Origin of the sequence: Actinomadura sp. K4S16, from assembly GCF_008327685.1 — a bacterium.
Taxonomy (GTDB): Bacteria; Actinomycetota; Actinomycetes; order Streptosporangiales; family Streptosporangiaceae; genus Spirillospora.
This window is the reverse complement of sequence record NZ_BDDE01000012.1, coordinates 286,182-300,980: the sequence shown is the minus strand read 5'-3', so window position 1 is coordinate 300,980 and position 14,799 is coordinate 286,182. Positions and strand designations below refer to the sequence as shown.

At 73.9% G+C, this 14,799-nt stretch carries 11 protein-coding genes; 5 read left to right on the top strand and 6 right to left on the bottom strand.

What is annotated here, in order from left to right; translation table 11 throughout:
• Nucleotides 1-21 precede the first annotated feature (21 nt).
• Nucleotides 22-1,503, bottom strand: a complete 1,482-nt coding sequence (locus K4S16_RS44300; protein WP_160160895.1) for a hypothetical protein — start codon at nucleotides 1,501-1,503, stop codon at nucleotides 22-24.
• Nucleotides 1,504-1,626: 123 nt separating this feature from the next.
• Between K4S16_RS44300 and K4S16_RS12770 the strand changes: the two genes are divergently transcribed.
• Nucleotides 1,627-2,637, top strand: coding sequence for a CDP-alcohol phosphatidyltransferase family protein (locus K4S16_RS12770; RefSeq protein WP_149259117.1), 1,011 nt, complete (start codon nucleotides 1,627-1,629; stop codon nucleotides 2,635-2,637).
• A gap of 145 nt (nucleotides 2,638-2,782) precedes the next feature.
• Here the strand turns inward: K4S16_RS12770 and K4S16_RS12765 are convergent, their stop codons facing one another.
• Entirely contained in the window at nucleotides 2,783-3,595 is an 813-nt protein-coding gene (locus K4S16_RS12765; RefSeq protein ID WP_200841841.1) for a class I SAM-dependent methyltransferase, read from the bottom strand.
• Nucleotides 3,596-3,712: 117 nt separating this feature from the next.
• Here K4S16_RS12765 and K4S16_RS12760 point away from each other — a divergent pair, with 117 nt between their 5' ends.
• Entirely contained in the window at nucleotides 3,713-4,405 is a 693-nt protein-coding gene (locus K4S16_RS12760; protein WP_149259116.1) for a helix-turn-helix domain-containing protein, read from the top strand.
• On the opposite strand, the gene K4S16_RS12755 is transcribed toward K4S16_RS12760, so the two are convergent.
• From K4S16_RS12755 to wecB, 3 genes are read right to left on the bottom strand one after another with little or no spacing between them, the layout of a single operon-like run.
• A complete protein-coding gene (locus K4S16_RS12755; protein ID WP_149259555.1) occupies nucleotides 4,395-6,518 on the bottom strand; it encodes a glycosyltransferase in 2,124 nt (707 codons plus the stop codon). The genes K4S16_RS12760 and K4S16_RS12755 overlap by 11 nt on opposite strands.
• A gap of 53 nt (nucleotides 6,519-6,571) precedes the next feature.
• The gene (locus tag K4S16_RS12750; protein ID WP_149259115.1) at nucleotides 6,572-7,300 is read right to left on the bottom strand and encodes a hypothetical protein; all 729 of its coding nucleotides are present in this window, start codon (nucleotides 7,298-7,300) and stop codon (nucleotides 6,572-6,574) included.
• Nucleotides 7,293-8,423: a non-hydrolyzing UDP-N-acetylglucosamine 2-epimerase gene (wecB, locus tag K4S16_RS12745; RefSeq protein ID WP_149259114.1), complete on the bottom strand. Its 1,131-nt coding sequence runs from the start codon at nucleotides 8,421-8,423 to the stop codon at nucleotides 7,293-7,295. The genes K4S16_RS12750 and wecB overlap by 8 nt, the downstream gene beginning before the upstream one ends.
• A 24-nt stretch (nucleotides 8,424-8,447) precedes the next feature.
• On the opposite strand from wecB, the gene K4S16_RS12740 reads away from it, so the two are divergent.
• The 3 genes from K4S16_RS12740 (at nucleotide 8,448) to K4S16_RS12730 (ending at nucleotide 12,661) form a co-directional block, all read left to right on the top strand.
• On the top strand, nucleotides 8,448-9,926 hold the full coding sequence (locus K4S16_RS12740; RefSeq protein ID WP_235036759.1) for a glycosyltransferase family 4 protein: 1,479 nt from the start codon (nucleotides 8,448-8,450) through the stop codon (nucleotides 9,924-9,926).
• Nucleotides 9,927-9,979: 53 nt separating this feature from the next.
• A complete protein-coding gene (locus K4S16_RS12735; RefSeq protein ID WP_235036758.1) occupies nucleotides 9,980-11,242 on the top strand; it encodes a nucleotide sugar dehydrogenase in 1,263 nt (420 codons plus the stop codon).
• A 285-nt stretch (nucleotides 11,243-11,527) separates the two neighbouring features.
• Nucleotides 11,528-12,661 (top strand): glycosyltransferase family 4 protein, encoded by a 1,134-nt coding sequence (locus K4S16_RS12730; protein ID WP_149259112.1) that lies wholly within the window; start codon nucleotides 11,528-11,530, stop codon nucleotides 12,659-12,661.
• A gap of 31 nt (nucleotides 12,662-12,692) precedes the next feature.
• On the opposite strand, the gene K4S16_RS12725 is transcribed toward K4S16_RS12730, so the two are convergent.
• On the bottom strand, nucleotides 12,693-14,792 hold the full coding sequence (locus K4S16_RS12725) for a PQQ-binding-like beta-propeller repeat protein (protein WP_160160894.1): 2,100 nt from the start codon (nucleotides 14,790-14,792) through the stop codon (nucleotides 12,693-12,695).
• Nucleotides 14,793-14,799 lie beyond the last annotated feature (7 nt).

Sequence of the window (14,799 nt, the reverse complement as noted above, 5' to 3'; positions counted from 1 at the left end):
CGGCACGGCTTCCGGGGCGGTTCAGGCGTCGACCTTCTCCTTGGGCGCCGGACGGTCCTCGTCGCGCGGTGCGGGCACCCGCGGCGGGCGGAGCGGCGGGAACAGGGCCAGGCCGAGCGCGACGCACGCGAACGGGACGGCGGGCAGGACGTAGCGGTAGTCGAAGTCGGCGGTAGCGGCGGGGACCACCAGCAGCGCCAGGCTCGTCCCCCACGGGAGCAGCGGGCCCGTCGCCCAGTGCCGCACGGACCGGCCCGGGCGCCACCGCCCCTCCGAACGCGCGTGCGGCGCGGCCGCGGCGAGCCCGCCGAGCAGCAGGACGCCGAGGATCGTGCCGGGCATGACCACGCGGTCCTGGTAGGCGAGGACCTGCCCCGCCCACGGCCGGACCACCCGCGTCTCGCCGTCCGGGCCGTAGTGCCGGGCGAGGCGGGCCTGCTTGTCGCTCCACGCCTCGCCCTCGGGGAACTCGTACTGGAGCCACGTCCACGGCGTGGGGTAAGGCTGCCGGTGCCAGGCGAAAGCCCGCAGCGTGTCCCTGACGACGACCTCCGCGTAGTCGGCGGGCTGCGCCCTGATCGCGGCCCACGCGAACTCGCCCGCGAGCCTGTTGCCCTCGTCGCCGTAGACCCAGCCGGGGATGCGGCGGAACGGGGAGTCGGGCGTCCACATCACCGAGAACGACTTGGAGATCCGCGGATCGCTGCGCTTGGGGCACATGACCGCCAGCTCGGGCCGGGGCTTGATGACCCGGCAGTCGGCGAACGCGGCGGTGCGCCCGTACAGGAACACCTGGTCGGCCTTGGCGAGCTTGTACTGGCCGTACTCCGCGTGGAACCAGAAGACGTAGCCGGCGACCGGGAGGACGAACGCCGCCGCGGCGGCGGCGCAGGCCCTCCAGCCGGCCCGTCTGATCGCCATAGCCGCCAGGATCAGGGCGATCAGGGGGACGCCCGCCGTCCGGGTGAGGGCCGCCCCCGCCGTGAGGATCCCCGCCGCCGCGCCGAGCCACCAGGTCGTCCGGCGCCGCCACAGCACGACCGCGACCGCGGCGAGCAGCAGGAACGCGAACAGCGAGTCCGACATGAGCATGTGCTCCAGGGCGACCTGGTGCACGGGGACCAGCACCGGGACGGTCAGGAGCGCCGCCACCGCGCCGGGCAGCCACGCCCGCCGTCCTCCCGCCTCCGCGCCGGGCAGGGCCGCCCGCCCCGCACGCCAGACCAGGACGTACACCAGAACGCCGGTGAGGATCCCGATCGCGTGCTGCACGGACACCATCACGGTGAAACTGCGGAACGGCTTGAGCAGCCACAGCAGCATCGGATATCCACTGGGGCGGGTCGGATCGGGCCGGAACTCGACGGCGGCCTGCAGATAGCCGGGCGAGTCGCCGAACCACAGCGGCGCGGGATAGGCGAGGACGGCGAGGGCCCGGATCCAGACCGCGACCGCGAGCACTCCGAAGAAGGGGAGGTGAGGCAGGACGGAACGCACACGCACCCCGCGTCGCATACCCCGGAAATTGATCGACATGTGACCGGACGATCACGATCCGGGAGATCAGCGGTGACCGGAACCGGACAGCCGCTACCATCGGACCGCTCCGCGAACGAAAGGAACCCCATGGCGAACTTCACGCTCGACGACGTTCGGCAACGGACGTACAAGGCGCGTGACGCCTGGTGGACCGTGCTGCTGGTCGACCCGCTCGCCGCCAGGCTGGTGAAGTTCACGGCCAACCGGACGCGCGTGACGCCGAACCAGCTCACCGTCGGCGCGCTCGTCCTCGGCCTCGCCGCCGGCGCCTGCTTCGCCGTCGCGTCCTGGCCGTGGCTGCTCGCCGGCGCGCTGCTGTACCACCTGTCGTTCACGCTCGACTGCATGGACGGCAAGATCGCTCGGCTGAAGGGCACCGGCTCGGTCTTCGGCGCCTGGCTCGACTACATCTTCGACCGCGTCCGCGTCCTCGCCTGCGCGATCGCCCTGATGGCCGGACAGTACGCCGCCACCGGCAACGTCGCCTACGTCTGGACGGCGCTCGGCGTCGTCTTCCTCGACATGCTGCGCTACATGGACGCGCTGGAGATCTACAAGGTCCGCTCGCAGATGCGGACGACCCTCAACGCGGCCCGCGAGGAGGCCAGGACCCTCGAACTCGCGGCCCGCCGCGCCAACGGCGAGATCGCGGACGCCGACGAGGACCTGCGCTCCGCCGAGGCGCTCACCGAGGACCCCGAGGCCGACGCGGAGAACCGCGTCGTCGGCGACGACCCCAACATCGCCGTCCTCCAGGCGGGCTTCAACCAGCGCTTCCCCTGGTACGCCCGCATCCGCAACGTCCTCATGGCGGGCCGCATCCGCCCGCACCTGATCAGCGGCATCGAGTTCCAGATGGGCGTCTTCATCGTCGCCCCCATCGCCGCCGCGATCGTGCCGGGCGCCATCATCCCCGTGGTGGTCCTGAGCGGCGTCGGCCTGCTGGCCTTCGAGCTGATCATCATCTACAAGTTCTGGCTGTCCAGCCGCGACTACAGCCGCAGCCTCGCCAAGCTCAACGCCAAGATCGAGACCTACCGCGCCGAGCTGCCCGCCGAGCCCGCCGGGGCCGGCGCCGTGGTCGGCAGCTCCGGCTGACCCGGCTTTCCCACCGACCCGGACATGGAAAGGTCCCCGCGGCACGGCCGCGGGGACCTTTCTCTCTGGATCGCCTCTCTGGATCGGACCTTTCCGGAACGGTTCCCTGCGCGACGGGCGCCCCGGAGGCGGCGCCCGGCCCCCCTCAGCCCGCGCGGCGGGCCGTCACCAGGAGGTACTCCCAGTCCATGGACAGGGTCGGCCCTCCGCGGTCGTGTTCGCGGGCCAGGTCGGCGAGGGCCTCGTCCAGCGCGGCGACCTTGTCGGGGTCGTCCGCGATGCGGTTGTAGACGCTGATCGTGGGCCCGTAGCGGCTCTTGAAGTAGTCGCGGAAGTCGCCCGGCTTCTCGAACAGGTCGACGCGCAGCGCCTCCCGCCGGAAGCCGACCTCCGCGACGTGCTCGCCGAACAGCGCCTGGACGTGCTCCGGCCTCCCCCACAGCGGCGGCGGCTGCGCCCCCGGCGGGGGCGGCGGCGCGTACGGCTTCATCACGCCGAACATCCGGCCGATGAAGCCCTCCGGCGTCCAGTTGAGCAGCCCGATCGTGCCGCCCGGCCGGCAGACGCGCACCAGTTCGGCCGCGGTGGCCTCGTGGTGCGGGGCGAACATGACGCCCACGCAGGACAGCACCGCGTCGAACTCCCCGTCCGCGTACGGCAGCGCCTCCGCGTCGGCCACCTGCCACTCCAGCTTCGCGCCGAGCCCTGCCGCGGCCGCCTTCCCGGCGTCGAGCAGTTCGGGCGTCAGGTCGCTGGCGACCACGTCCGCCCCCGCCAGCGCCGCCGCGATGGCGGCGTTGCCGGCCCCCGCCGCGACGTCCAGCACCCGCTGCCCGCGCCCGATCCCGGCGGCGCGGACCAGTTCCGCCCCCAGATCCGGGATCACCTCGTCCGCCAGCGCCGGGTAGTCACCCGTCGCCCACATCGCCCGGTGCGCGGCCTTCACTGCGTCCCCCATGACTTTTCTCCCCTCATGTCGTGGGCTCCACGCTAGGAACCGGCCGGGCGCGTTCCTAGTACAGGATCTGTACCGAGCCCTGGTCAGACGGGGAGTCGGCCGCCTAGCCTGCCCGTTATGGGGGCTTCCTACTATCAGTTCTGCCCCGTCGCCAAGGCGATGGAGCTGCTCGACGAGCGCTGGACGCTGCTGATCGTCCGCGAGCTGCTCTCGGGCAGCGAGCGCTTCAACGAGGTGCGGCGCGGTGTTCCGCGCATGTCGCCCACCCTCCTGGCCAAGCGGCTGAACCAGCTGGTCCGCGCCGGGGTCGTGGAGAAGCGGGACGACCGCTACGTCCTGACCCCGGCGGGCGAGGAGCTGCGCCCGGTGGTCGACGCCCTCGCCGTCTGGGGCGTGCGCTGGATCGGCGAGCTGGGCGAGCGCGACCTGGACCCGAAACTCCTCCTCTGGGACATGCGCCGGCACGTCGATCCCGCCGCGGTCCCCGAAGGCCGGACCGTGGTCCTGTTCCGCTTCCCGGACACCGCGCCCGGCAACCGCCGCTGGTGGCTGCTCCTGACCCCCGGGACCGCCGACGTATGCGACGACGACCCCGGTCACGAGGTCTCGGTCACCGTGACCGCTCCCCTGCGCGCCCTGGTGGGGATCTGGCGCGGCGACCTGGCCTGGGCCGACGCGGTGCGCGCGGGGACGGTCGAGCTGGAGGGGCCCGAGCGCCTGCGCCGCGGCCTCCCGACGTGGTTCACCCTCTCCCCCTACGCGGGCGTCCCCCGCCCCGTCCGGGCGGGGGTGAGCGCGCCTAGCCGGTGAGGAGGTCCGTCCACTGGCGGCAGACCCCCTCAAGGCCGTAGGCGCTCTTCACCTGGGTGCGGGCCAGCTCGGCGTCCTCCTGCCAGCGGTCCAGGGAGACCGTGGTGGCGATGGAGGCGGCCATGGCTGACGTGTCGTCGTGGATCCAGCGGCGGTCGTAGATGGTGTCCGCGCCGGGCCAGGGAAGCAGGGCCGGAACGGCCCCCGAGGCCATGCCCTCGGCGGGGGCCAGGTGGAAGCTCTCGTCGTCGCTGGTGGACAGGACCCAGCCGATGCGGCGCAGCCAGGAGGCCACGTCGCGGCCGTAGGAGTCGAACACGACGCCGCCGGAGAGGACGCGGGAGCGGCGGATGCGGCGGAAGACCTCCTCGTAGTGGGCCCGCTCCTCGTCCTTCTGCCAGATCCACCAGTACTCCCACGGGAGTTTGGACTTGACGAAGAGGGTGAAGCGGGGGTCGTCGCGGCGGAGCTCCTCGACGACGTCGAGGGCCAGGTCCAGGCGCTTGCGGGACGGGGCGATGCCGATCATCCCGAGGTGGTGCTCGGCGCCGGGGAGCTTGTCGCGGTCGAGTTGCGCGTCGTCCACCCAGTTCGGGATCGTGACGACCTTCTCGGCGGGCCAGCCGGTGATCTCGCGGGTCAGCTCGTTGTAGTGGGGGCTGACGCAGACGACCCGGTCGACGGCGCCGATGTCGAGCTGCTTCGGCCAGCCGGCGTACAGCTCGAAGCGGTGCAGGCGCACGACGAGGCGCTGGTCCGGGCGCTTGCGCCGGGCGTACCAGAGGGCGTTCGGGCCGCACCATTCGCAGACGATGACGTCCGCCCAGTCGACCAGGGCCTGGCTGCGCTCCTCGTCGTGGGCCTTCAGCGCGGCCCAGTGGTCGACCTGGACCTCCAGGTCGGAGCGGGAGCGCAGGTAGTCCAGCAGGCGGGAGAAGAACTTCAGGTCGTGGCCCGCCACGCCCACCCGCAGGCGGCGGCCCTTCACGGCGAGGACCCGGTCGGACGGCTCCGGGAACGCCTGCGCCAGGTGGTCGCGCAGGCGGGCGGCGGCCGCGTCGAGGCTGAACGCGGCGGCGGCCGCGCGGCAGCGGTCGGCGGCGAGCGTGTGGACCTCGGGGTTCTTGCCGATGAGGGTGAGCGCGTCGAGGACGTCGTCCTCGGTGGCGGCGAACAGGGGGTAGTCGCCGCCGAGGAGCCGCTCGTGCATGGGGGTGCGGTTGAGGACGACCGGGACGCCGAGCGTCCCGCACTCCAGGACCTTCGTGGACAGCTCCAGGCTCGTGTCCATGGAGGCGTCGCGCCAGGACAGGCCCACGTCGCAGCCGGCGGTCAACCGCATCGCCTCGGCCCGCGGGTGGCCGCCGTGCCAGACCACGCCCTCGCCCGTCTCCAGCGCGGTCCTCATCCGGGCCGCGAAGCCGGGGTCGGCCGGGTCGTCGTGGATCTTGTCCCCGACCATGTGCAGCTCGGCGTCCACGCCGCGCATGGCCAGCAGGCGCGGGAGGGACGTCATCTCGTATGTGTTCCAGCGCGGCGCGAACTTGCCGGTGTAGGCGAGGCGGAGCGGATGGCCCGGAGGGCCGGGGCGGCGCGTCTCCAGACCGTCCGGGAGCACGACCACCGGCGGGAACAGCACGCTCTTGCCGGCCGTGGCCGGGACGGCGCTCTCCAGGAACCCGCGCAGCTCCTCGGTCTGGCAGAGCAGGACGCGGGAGGCGTCCGCGATCCGGCGCAGGTCGCCCTTGGCCGCTGCGGTGAACTCCGCCGCCGACTGGGGCACGTCGGTCAGGTACGTCCAGAGCCGCCCGGCCAGGGGGCCCGCGGCGAGCTTGCCGACGAGGTGGCGGCCGCGCACGACGACGAGGTCGTACGGGGCCTCCTCGTCGACGCGGGCTAGGACCTCGGCGGCCTGCCGGGGCGACATGCCGGCGGGGCCGTCGAACAGCCCCTCGGCGTGCGGGCTGCGGACGGTGACGCCGGGCAGCGCGCGGAGCGGGTCGACGAGCCGGCCGGTCCGGACGGGAGCCTTCAGGACCAGGGTCACCTCGCAGCCGGCGCGGGCCAGGGCCTGCACCATGCCCTGGGCCCAGATGGCCGATCCGTCGATCATGTTCAGGTCGACGTCGCCGTAGACGAGGGCGCGTGGTCGCACGGTGGTTCCTTTCAACGGGCCGGGCTCCTCGTGGCGGGACGCCCCTCCGCGTCCCTCCGCGACGGCGCCGGTTCGAGGAGCTCGATGAGCGCGGCGGGCACGGTGGCGGTCGCGTCCCAGCGCAGGGACGCCAGGGTGGCGGGCGGCGCCTCGCCCCACAGGACGAGCGGGAGCGAGCGGGCCGCGGCGATCCGGCGGATCCGGTGCAGCGCCAGATCGCGGTCGTACATGCCGGGGACGCCCAGGTAGGCCCAGGGGCCGCCGGGCTCGCCGGCCGCCGCGTCGACCACGAGCGCGTCCACGTCGGCGGCGTCGAGGGCGATCGCGGCGTCGTGCGGGTAGAGGGCGACGACCTTGGCGTGCTCGGCGAGGACGGCGGCCGTGCCGGGCGCGAGCACGCCCGCGATGACCGGGACGTCGGACGGGCCCGCGACGAGCAGGCGGTCCTCCGGCCGGTCCACGCGGTCCGGCTGGGACCCGCCGCCGGTGGAGCGCGCCGCCGCCGAGACGGGGGCGCTCCGCTTGCGCCAGAGCCGGTAGAGCTCCCGCGGCAGCCGCTTGCCGCGCTTCGGGTCGCGCGCGGCGCCGGCGACCAGCCGCCCGAACTGGACGGCCGTCGAGGCCTCCAGCGCGGCGAGCCGCCGCTCCAGCTCGTCGATGCGCGCCTCGCGCTCGCGCAGCGCGGACCTCAGCCGCCCGATCCGCTGGGTGGCCTTGGCGTTCGTCTCCTCGTCACTCACCCAGGTACTCCATGATCACATCGGCGATGCGGGGACCGGCGTGGCCGTCCCACAGCGGCGGCCTGCGCCCGCCCGCCCGCGCGCCCGGCGCCGCGGCCGTCCCGCTCGCCGATCCCCCTTCCAGGCACTTGCGGACCCCCGGCACCAGCTCCTCGAACGCGACGAGCCGGTTCGTGCCGTGGGTGATCGTGATCGGCCGTTCGGTGTTGGGGCGGACGGTCAGGCACGGCACCCCGAGGATCGTCGTCTCCTCCTGGAGGCCCCCCGAGTCGGTGACGACCGCCGCCGCCCCCCGCACGGCCGCGATGAAGTCGATGTACCCCAACGGCTCCAGGATGTGCACGCGGTCGTGCTCGTCCAGCCCCGCGGCCAGCAGGTTCGCCCGCCCGCGCGGGTGGACGGGGATGACCAGGTCGGCGAGGTCGGCGACGCCGTGCAGGTGCCGGACGAGCGCCGCGGCCGTCTCCGGCGCGTCGACGTTCGCGGGGCGGTGCATGGTCGCGAGGACGTACCGCTCCGGCAGCCCGTGCGCCGCCCGGACGGCGGCCGTGTCGAACTGGTCCAGGTTGGCCAGCAGCGTGTCGATCATCGGGTTGCCGACCAGGTGGGCCCGCTCCACCGGGACGCCCTCGGCGGCCAGGTGGCCGATCGCCTCCGGGCTCGTGACCAGGCACAGCGCCGAGAGCTGGTCGGTCACCCTGCGGTTGACCTCCTCCGGCATGGTCATGTCGAAGCTGCGCAGCCCGGCCTCCACATGGGCGACCGGGATGTGCAGCTTGGCCGCGACGAGGGCGGCGGCGATCGTCGAGTTCACGTCGCCGTACACGATGACGAGCGCGGGTGAACGGCCCGTGAACTCCTTCTCCAGCCCGATCATGAGCGCGGCGGTCTGCTCGGCGTGCCCGCCCGACCCGACGCCGAGGTTGACGTCGGGCTCGGGCAGGCCCAGCTGGTCGAAGAAGACCTCCGACATCCGCGCGTCGTAGTGCTGGCCGGTGTGGATCACCGCCTGCTCGGCGCCCGCCGCGGCGAGCGCCGAGATCACCGGCGCCGCCTTGACGAAATTGGGTCGCGCCCCGAGGACGTGCACGATGGGTGCCAACACGATTTCCCTTCTGTTCATCGGAGTTGCCTACCGTCCGGCCTTGTGCCCGACGAACCCGTGAAGAAGACCGTCTACCTGGCCGGACTCGCCTGGCGTCAGCTCCGCGACGACCCGGGGCGGGCGTCCAGGCTCGCCGTGCGGCTGGCCGCCCGGACCCCGCTCGGCGCCCGGCTGCGGCGCTCCCGCCTCGTCGTCCCGAAGCCGCGGGAGGTCCAGCGCGAGACCCGGGACCTGCGGATCCTGCTCGCCCAGCCCGCGCCGGCGCGCCGGACGGTCCAGAACGGCTCCGCGGAGCGCGGCGCCGTGGACCACGGGGTGGTCCTGCAGTTCGTGACCAACGCTTTGCCGCGCACGAACGCGGGCTACACCGTGCGGACGCACCGGATCGCCCTCGCCCTGCGCGAGACGGGCCTCGAACCCCACATCGTGACCCGGCTCGGATACCCGCTCAGCCAAGGCCTCGGCGACGCGCGGGCGCGCGTGGACGTCGACGGCGTCCCGTACCACCGGCTGCTGCCCTGGTTCCCGCAGGCCGATCCGCTGGACGCGGTGGCGAAGAGCGCCGACCTCGCCGGACGGCTGGTCCGGGAGCTGCGGCCGTCCGTCCTGCACGCGGTCAGCAACCACCTGAACGCGGCCGTCGCGCTGGAGCTCGGCCACCGCCACGGCCTTCCCGTCGTCTACGAGGTTCGCGGCTTCCTGGAGGACTCCTGGCTCTCCCGCGATCCCGCGCACCGCGAGGACGACGAGTTCTACCGGCTGACCCGCGAGCTGGAGACCCGCCGGATGGCCGAGGCGGACGCGGTCGTCACGCTCGGCGAGGCGATGCGGGCGGAGATCGCGTCCCGCGGCGTCCCCGAGGAGAAGATCTTCACGGTGCCGAACGGGGTGGACGAGGCGTTCCTCGAGCCGCTCCCGGACGCCTCGGACCTGCGCGAACGCCTGGGGATCGACCCCGGCGCCACGGTCGTGGGCCTCACGTCGTCGTTCTACGGCTACGAGGGCATCGACACGCTCATCGACGCGGCCGCCCTGCTGCGCGGGCGCGGCGCCCCGGTCACGCTGCTGCTCGTCGGGGACGGCCCGGAGCGCGGCGCGCTCGAACGGCGCGCGGCCGAACGCGGCGTCCACGCCGTGTTCACCGGCCGGGTGCCGATGGAGTCCGTTCGCCGCTACCACGCCGTCCTCGATGTCTTCGCGGTTCCGCGCCGGGCGGACCGGGTGTGCCAGTTGGTGACGCCTCTGAAACCGATCGAGGCCATGGCGGGGGGAATCCCCGTTATAGCCAGTGATGTCAAGGCTCTCCGCGAAATCGTGGAACCGGGCGTGACGGGGGCGTTAACAGTTCCGGAAGACCCGGAAGCCTGGGCGAATTGTCTGGAAGACCTGGCTTACAGTCCCGAAAGGAGACAGAAAATCGGGCGGTCGGCCCGTGAATGGGTCGCGGCGGAACGCACCTGGCGCGCCGTGACGGCCGGATACCGGGCCGCGTACCGCTTCGCTCTCCACCAGAGCACATAGACACGCCAAGCACACAGATACGCCAAGCACATGGATCGAAGGGAGCCGGCCGCGTGGATCTCGTGGTCATCGGACTCGGCTACGTGGGACTGCCGCTCGTGCGGGAGGCCTGCCGGGCCGGCCTGCGGGTCGGCGGGCTCGACCTCGACGCGCGCGTGGTCGCCGGCCTCAAGGCCGGGCTGTCGCACGTCGACGACGTGTCGCCGGCCGAGGTCGAGAAGATGCTGCAGGCGGGGTTCGCCCCGAGCCTGCACGAGGACGTCCTGGACGGCGCCCGCACCGTGGTCATCTGCGTCCCGACGCCGCTCTCGCCGGAGGGCGGGCCGGACCTGACCGCGGTGCGCGGCGCGGCCGAGACCGTCGCCCGGCACCTGGAGCCCGGGACGCTGGTGGTGCTGGAGTCGACCACCTACCCGGGCACCACCGAGGAGGTCGTCCGGCCGATCCTGGAGACGTCCGGCCTGGTCGCCGGGGAGGAGTTCCACCTGGCGTTCTCGCCGGAGCGGATCGACCCCGGCAACCCCGTCTACGGCGTCCGCAACACCCCGAAGATCGTCGGCGGGCTGACGCCGGCCTGCGCGTCGGCGGCGTCGTCGTTCTACGGCAAGTTCGTCGACCGGGTCGTGGAGGCCAAGGGGACGCGCGAGGCCGAGATGGCCAAGCTGCTGGAGAACACCTACCGGCACGTCAACATCGCGCTGGTCAACGAGATGGCGGTGTTCTGCAACGAGCTCGGCATCGACCTGTGGGACGCCATCGACTGCGCGGCCACCAAGCCGTTCGGGTTCCAGGCGTTCCGCCCGGGGCCGGGCGTCGGCGGGCACTGCATCCCGATCGACCCGAACTACCTGTCCTACAAGGTCCGCTCGCTGGGCTACCCGTTCCGGTTCGTCGAGCTGGCCCAGGAGATCAACGACCGGATGCCCCGCTACGTGGCGGAACGCGCCCAGCAGCTCCTCAACCGGGAGGGCCGCGCGCTCAAGGGCGCCAGGGTCCTGCTGCTCGGCGTCACCTACAAGGCCGACATCGCCGACCAGCGCGAGTCGCCGGCGCGCCCCGTGGCGCGGCGGCTGGCCCGCCTCGGCGCCGACCTGTCGTTCCACGACCCGTTCGTCGCCTCGTGGGAGGTGGACGGCGCCCCGGTGCCGTCGGCCGGCGAGGACCTGGTCGCCGCGCTGGAGGCGTCCGACCTGGCGATCGTCCTGGCCGACCACGCCGCCTACGACGCGGCGACGCTGTCCCGGCACGCGCGGCTGCTGTTCGACACCCGCGGCCGGACCCGCAACGTCCAGCAGGACACCGTCGAGCTCCTCTGAGCATCGGTGGCGCCGGGGCTTTCTCGACATCGAGTTCTCCGGCGCCGCCGAGCCTCTTTGCACCGCCGAGACTTCCAGGGCAAGCGGACTTCTCCGGCGAACGGGATTCTTTGCCAGGGATTTTCCGTCCGGCGGAGGCATCCCTGACCGGCGGACGGCCCTATCAGTCAAGGACGAGTCGCCCGGCAGCGTCCATGCCCAGGCCAGCCGGAATTCATCGGCAATTTCCATCCGGGACCAAGAATCACCGGTGATGGTCGATTCGGACATTGCGGAGTGAGTGTGATGCGGGTCTGCGTTTGCACGGTCGTGCACCACCCCGAGGACGCGCGCATTCTGCATCGGCAGATACGCGCCCTCCTCGACGCCGGTCACGAGGTCACCTACATCGCCCCGTTCCGGGCGTGCAACGCGACCCCGTGGCGGCACATCAGCCCGGTGGACGTCCCGCGCGCCACCGGACGGCGCCGGATCCGGGCCCTCCGCGCCGCCCACCGCGCGCTCGCCGAGCACGCCGCGTACGCCGACGTCATCCTCCTGCACGACCCCGAGCTGCTGGTGTCGCTGCCCCGCGAGGTGCAGGGGCGGACGGTCGTCTGGGACGTCCACGAGGACACCGCCGCCGCCCTCTCCGCCAAGGGCTGGGTGCCCGGACCGGCCCGTCCCCTGCTGCGCCCGGCCGTCCACCATCTGGAGCGGCGCAGCGAGCGGCGGCACCGGCTGCTGCTCGCCGAGGAGGGCTACCGGGCCCGGTTCCGCGGGGAGCACCCGGTCGTGCCCAACACCACCTACGTCTCCGACGTGCCGCCCGGACCGCCGGACGGCCGCCGCGCCGTCTACGTCGGGCAGCTGTCGCGGGCGCGCGGCGCCCTCGACATGATCGAGATGGCCCGGACCCTGGCCGCCGAGGGCGTGCTGGTCGAGCTGATCGGCGCGGCCGACGCCGACGTCCGGGGCGCGCTGCGGGACGCGCAGCGCGAGGGGATCGTCCGCTGGTACGGGTTCGTCCCGAACGACCGGGCGCTGCGCATCGCCGAGGGCGCGATGGCAGGGCTGGCGCTGCTGCACGACGAGCCGAACTACCGGCACTCGATGCCGACGAAGGTCGTCGAGTACATGGCCCGCGGCATCCCGGTGATCAGCACGCCGAACCCGCCCGCCGTGGAGATCATCGAGCCCGCCGACTGCGGGCTGATCGTCCCGTTCGAGGCGCCGGAGGCCGCCGCCAAGGCCGTCCTGCGGCTGCGGGACGACCCCGGCCTGCGCGCGGGGCTCGGCAAGCGCGGCTACGAGGCCGCCCGCGAGCGGTTCCACTGGCCCGTCCACGCCGAACGGTTCGTCGCCCAACTGGAGGCGTGGGCGGGCCGCTCCTCCCTGGTCGCCCCGGAACCGGAGCCGGAGCCCGTCCCCGAGTTCTGAGCCGCCCGGGCCCGCGGCCGCCCGGCCGCGTTCAGGAGCCGGACTCGGACATGTGGCGCAGGCGGTAGGCGACCGAGCGGGCGATGCGGGCGGCGGCGCCCGGCGGCCGGTTCGCCTCGACCATCACGACGCACCGGCCCACCCGCAGCGCGATCATCCCGGCGGTCGGGCCGATCTCGTAGGCCTCGTCGCCGCCGATGTCGCGGCGCCGCCTGACCTGTGCCTGCGCGGCCTGGAGCGTCCCCAGCATCCGCGACGCCGCCTCGTCGGTGTCGGCGACCCAGCGGACGCTCACCGTGAGGCCGGTGACCACCGCCTCCTGGCCGCCGTCCGGGTCCGGACCGTCCGTCTTCGAGCCGCTCTTCTTCGGATCGTCCTTTCGCGGGCCGTCCTTGCCGGAGTTCGGGACGGCCTCCTGCCCCGCCGAGGGACGCGGCGACGCCGAGCCCGTCGCGCTCGGCTTCGGCTCGGGGGACTTCCGCCCGCCGGCCCGCGCCCGCCCGCCGCGGGGCTCGTACGTGCAGGAAACCGGGTGCGGGAGGCGCACCGTCCCGACGGACGCGCGGCTCGGCTCGGGGGCGTGGCCGGCCATCCGCACCGCCGCCAGGTCGGGCTTCTTGAGCAGGGCGCACGCGTCCGGCCAGTCCTCCTCCGGCACGCCGCCGAGCTCCGGCGGCCCCGTCCCGGTGAGCCCGCCGCGCAGGGCGACCAGCCGGGCTCCGCCGTCCGGGCGCGGCGCCGCCTGCGGGAGCGCCGCGTACAGCAGCCCGCCCGCGGCCGCCAGCCACGGCCGGACGCCCGGCAGGTCCGGGTCCATCGAGAAGGGGGCGGGCGCGGTCGTGGTGCTCCCGTCGCCGGGCTCCACGATGTCGACCCCCGCGGGCAGCAGGCGCTCCGAAAGCCGCGGGCGCAGCGCGAACACCTGCCCGCCGGCCTGCGCGAGCGCGGCGTAGGCGGGCACGTCGCGGCTCCACTCGACCCGCCCGGAGCGCACGTCCACCGCCTCCATGCGGGCCCCGTCGGCGCCGCCCCCCTCGGTGCTCTTCTCCTCGGCGCCGTTCTCTCCTGTGCCGCTTCCGTCAGGGCCGCTTCCGTCAGGGCCGCTTCCGTCGGGGCCGTCCTCTTCGGGGCCGGTCCCGTCCGGGTGGTAGACGACCACGAGCCGGCCCGCCGCCAGCACGCCCGGGCACATCAGGTCGCCGCACACGCCGTCGCCCTTCCAGGCGCCGAACTGGCGGCCGCCGTCGTCGAACGCGCGCAGGGCCGTCCCGTCCGAGACGAGCGTCACGCCCTCCAGCATCGACACCTCGGGCGACTCCCGGGAGCCGAGCCGCCGGTCCCAGCGCACGAGGCCCTTCGTGGGATCGACCGCCAGCAGCCGGCTGCGATGCCCCGTGTCGCCGCCCGGGTCGCCGCCGCGATCGCCGCGGGAGTCCGCGCAGCGCAGGCCCAGCGCGGCGAGATCCTCCCGGCCGTCGGACGGGTGCGCCCCGCCCTCGAACAGCCGGCAGCCGCGCGGCAGGGCCAGCCGCCACACCCGGTTCCCCGTCACGGCCGAGACCCCGAAGAGCGTCCTGCGCCCCTCGTCGGTGGTGAGCAGCACGTCGGACCCGGCGGGCCAGCGCAGCGTCGTCCGGGAGACCGCGGCGGGCCGCTCGTCCTCGCGCCGCCACAGCAGCCCGCCCGACAGCGCGTCGAACGCGATGAGCGCCCGGTCGCCGCGGTCGCCGTCCCGCTCGAAGTAGGCGACGACGCGCGACCCCGTGGACGTCCAGCCGAGCAGGGACCACCCGGCGCGGCGGTAGCTCCAGCGCGCGGCGCCGGTGCGCGCGTCCCGCACCTCGATCCCGTGCCCGGACGCCGTCACGACCTGTCCCCGCGCGACCTGGTAGGCGACGCCGTCGTAGCCGGCGACGGAACCGCGGTGCGCCCGCGTCGTCCGCTCCCAGCTCACCGCGAGGGGGCCCGGCGGCGGGCCCGCCTCGCTCTGCGGCGCCACGGGCGCCCCGGTCACGGTGTGGCGGACCTGCCACCACTCGGCGCGCAGGACGTAGGTGTCGACGAGGACGACGCAGAGCGCGACGGCGACGACCCCGGAAAGCAGCCCGAGCGCGACGCGGACCCTGCCCACGGACTCC

Coding starts and splice junctions, on each gene's coding strand:
- K4S16_RS12770 (WP_149259117.1), top strand. CDS start 1,627: ATGGCGAACTTCACGCTCGACGACGTTCGGCAACGGACGTACAAGGCG.
- K4S16_RS12765 (WP_200841841.1), bottom strand. CDS start 3,595: ATGGGGGACGCAGTGAAGGCCGCGCACCGGGCGATGTGGGCGACGGGT.
- K4S16_RS12760 (WP_149259116.1), top strand. CDS start 3,713: ATGGGGGCTTCCTACTATCAGTTCTGCCCCGTCGCCAAGGCGATGGAG.
- K4S16_RS12755 (WP_149259555.1), bottom strand. CDS start 6,518: ATGATCGACGGATCGGCCATCTGGGCCCAGGGCATGGTGCAGGCCCTG.
- wecB (WP_149259114.1), bottom strand. CDS start 8,423: ATGAACAGAAGGGAAATCGTGTTGGCACCCATCGTGCACGTCCTCGGG.
- K4S16_RS12730 (WP_149259112.1), top strand. CDS start 11,528: ATGCGGGTCTGCGTTTGCACGGTCGTGCACCACCCCGAGGACGCGCGC.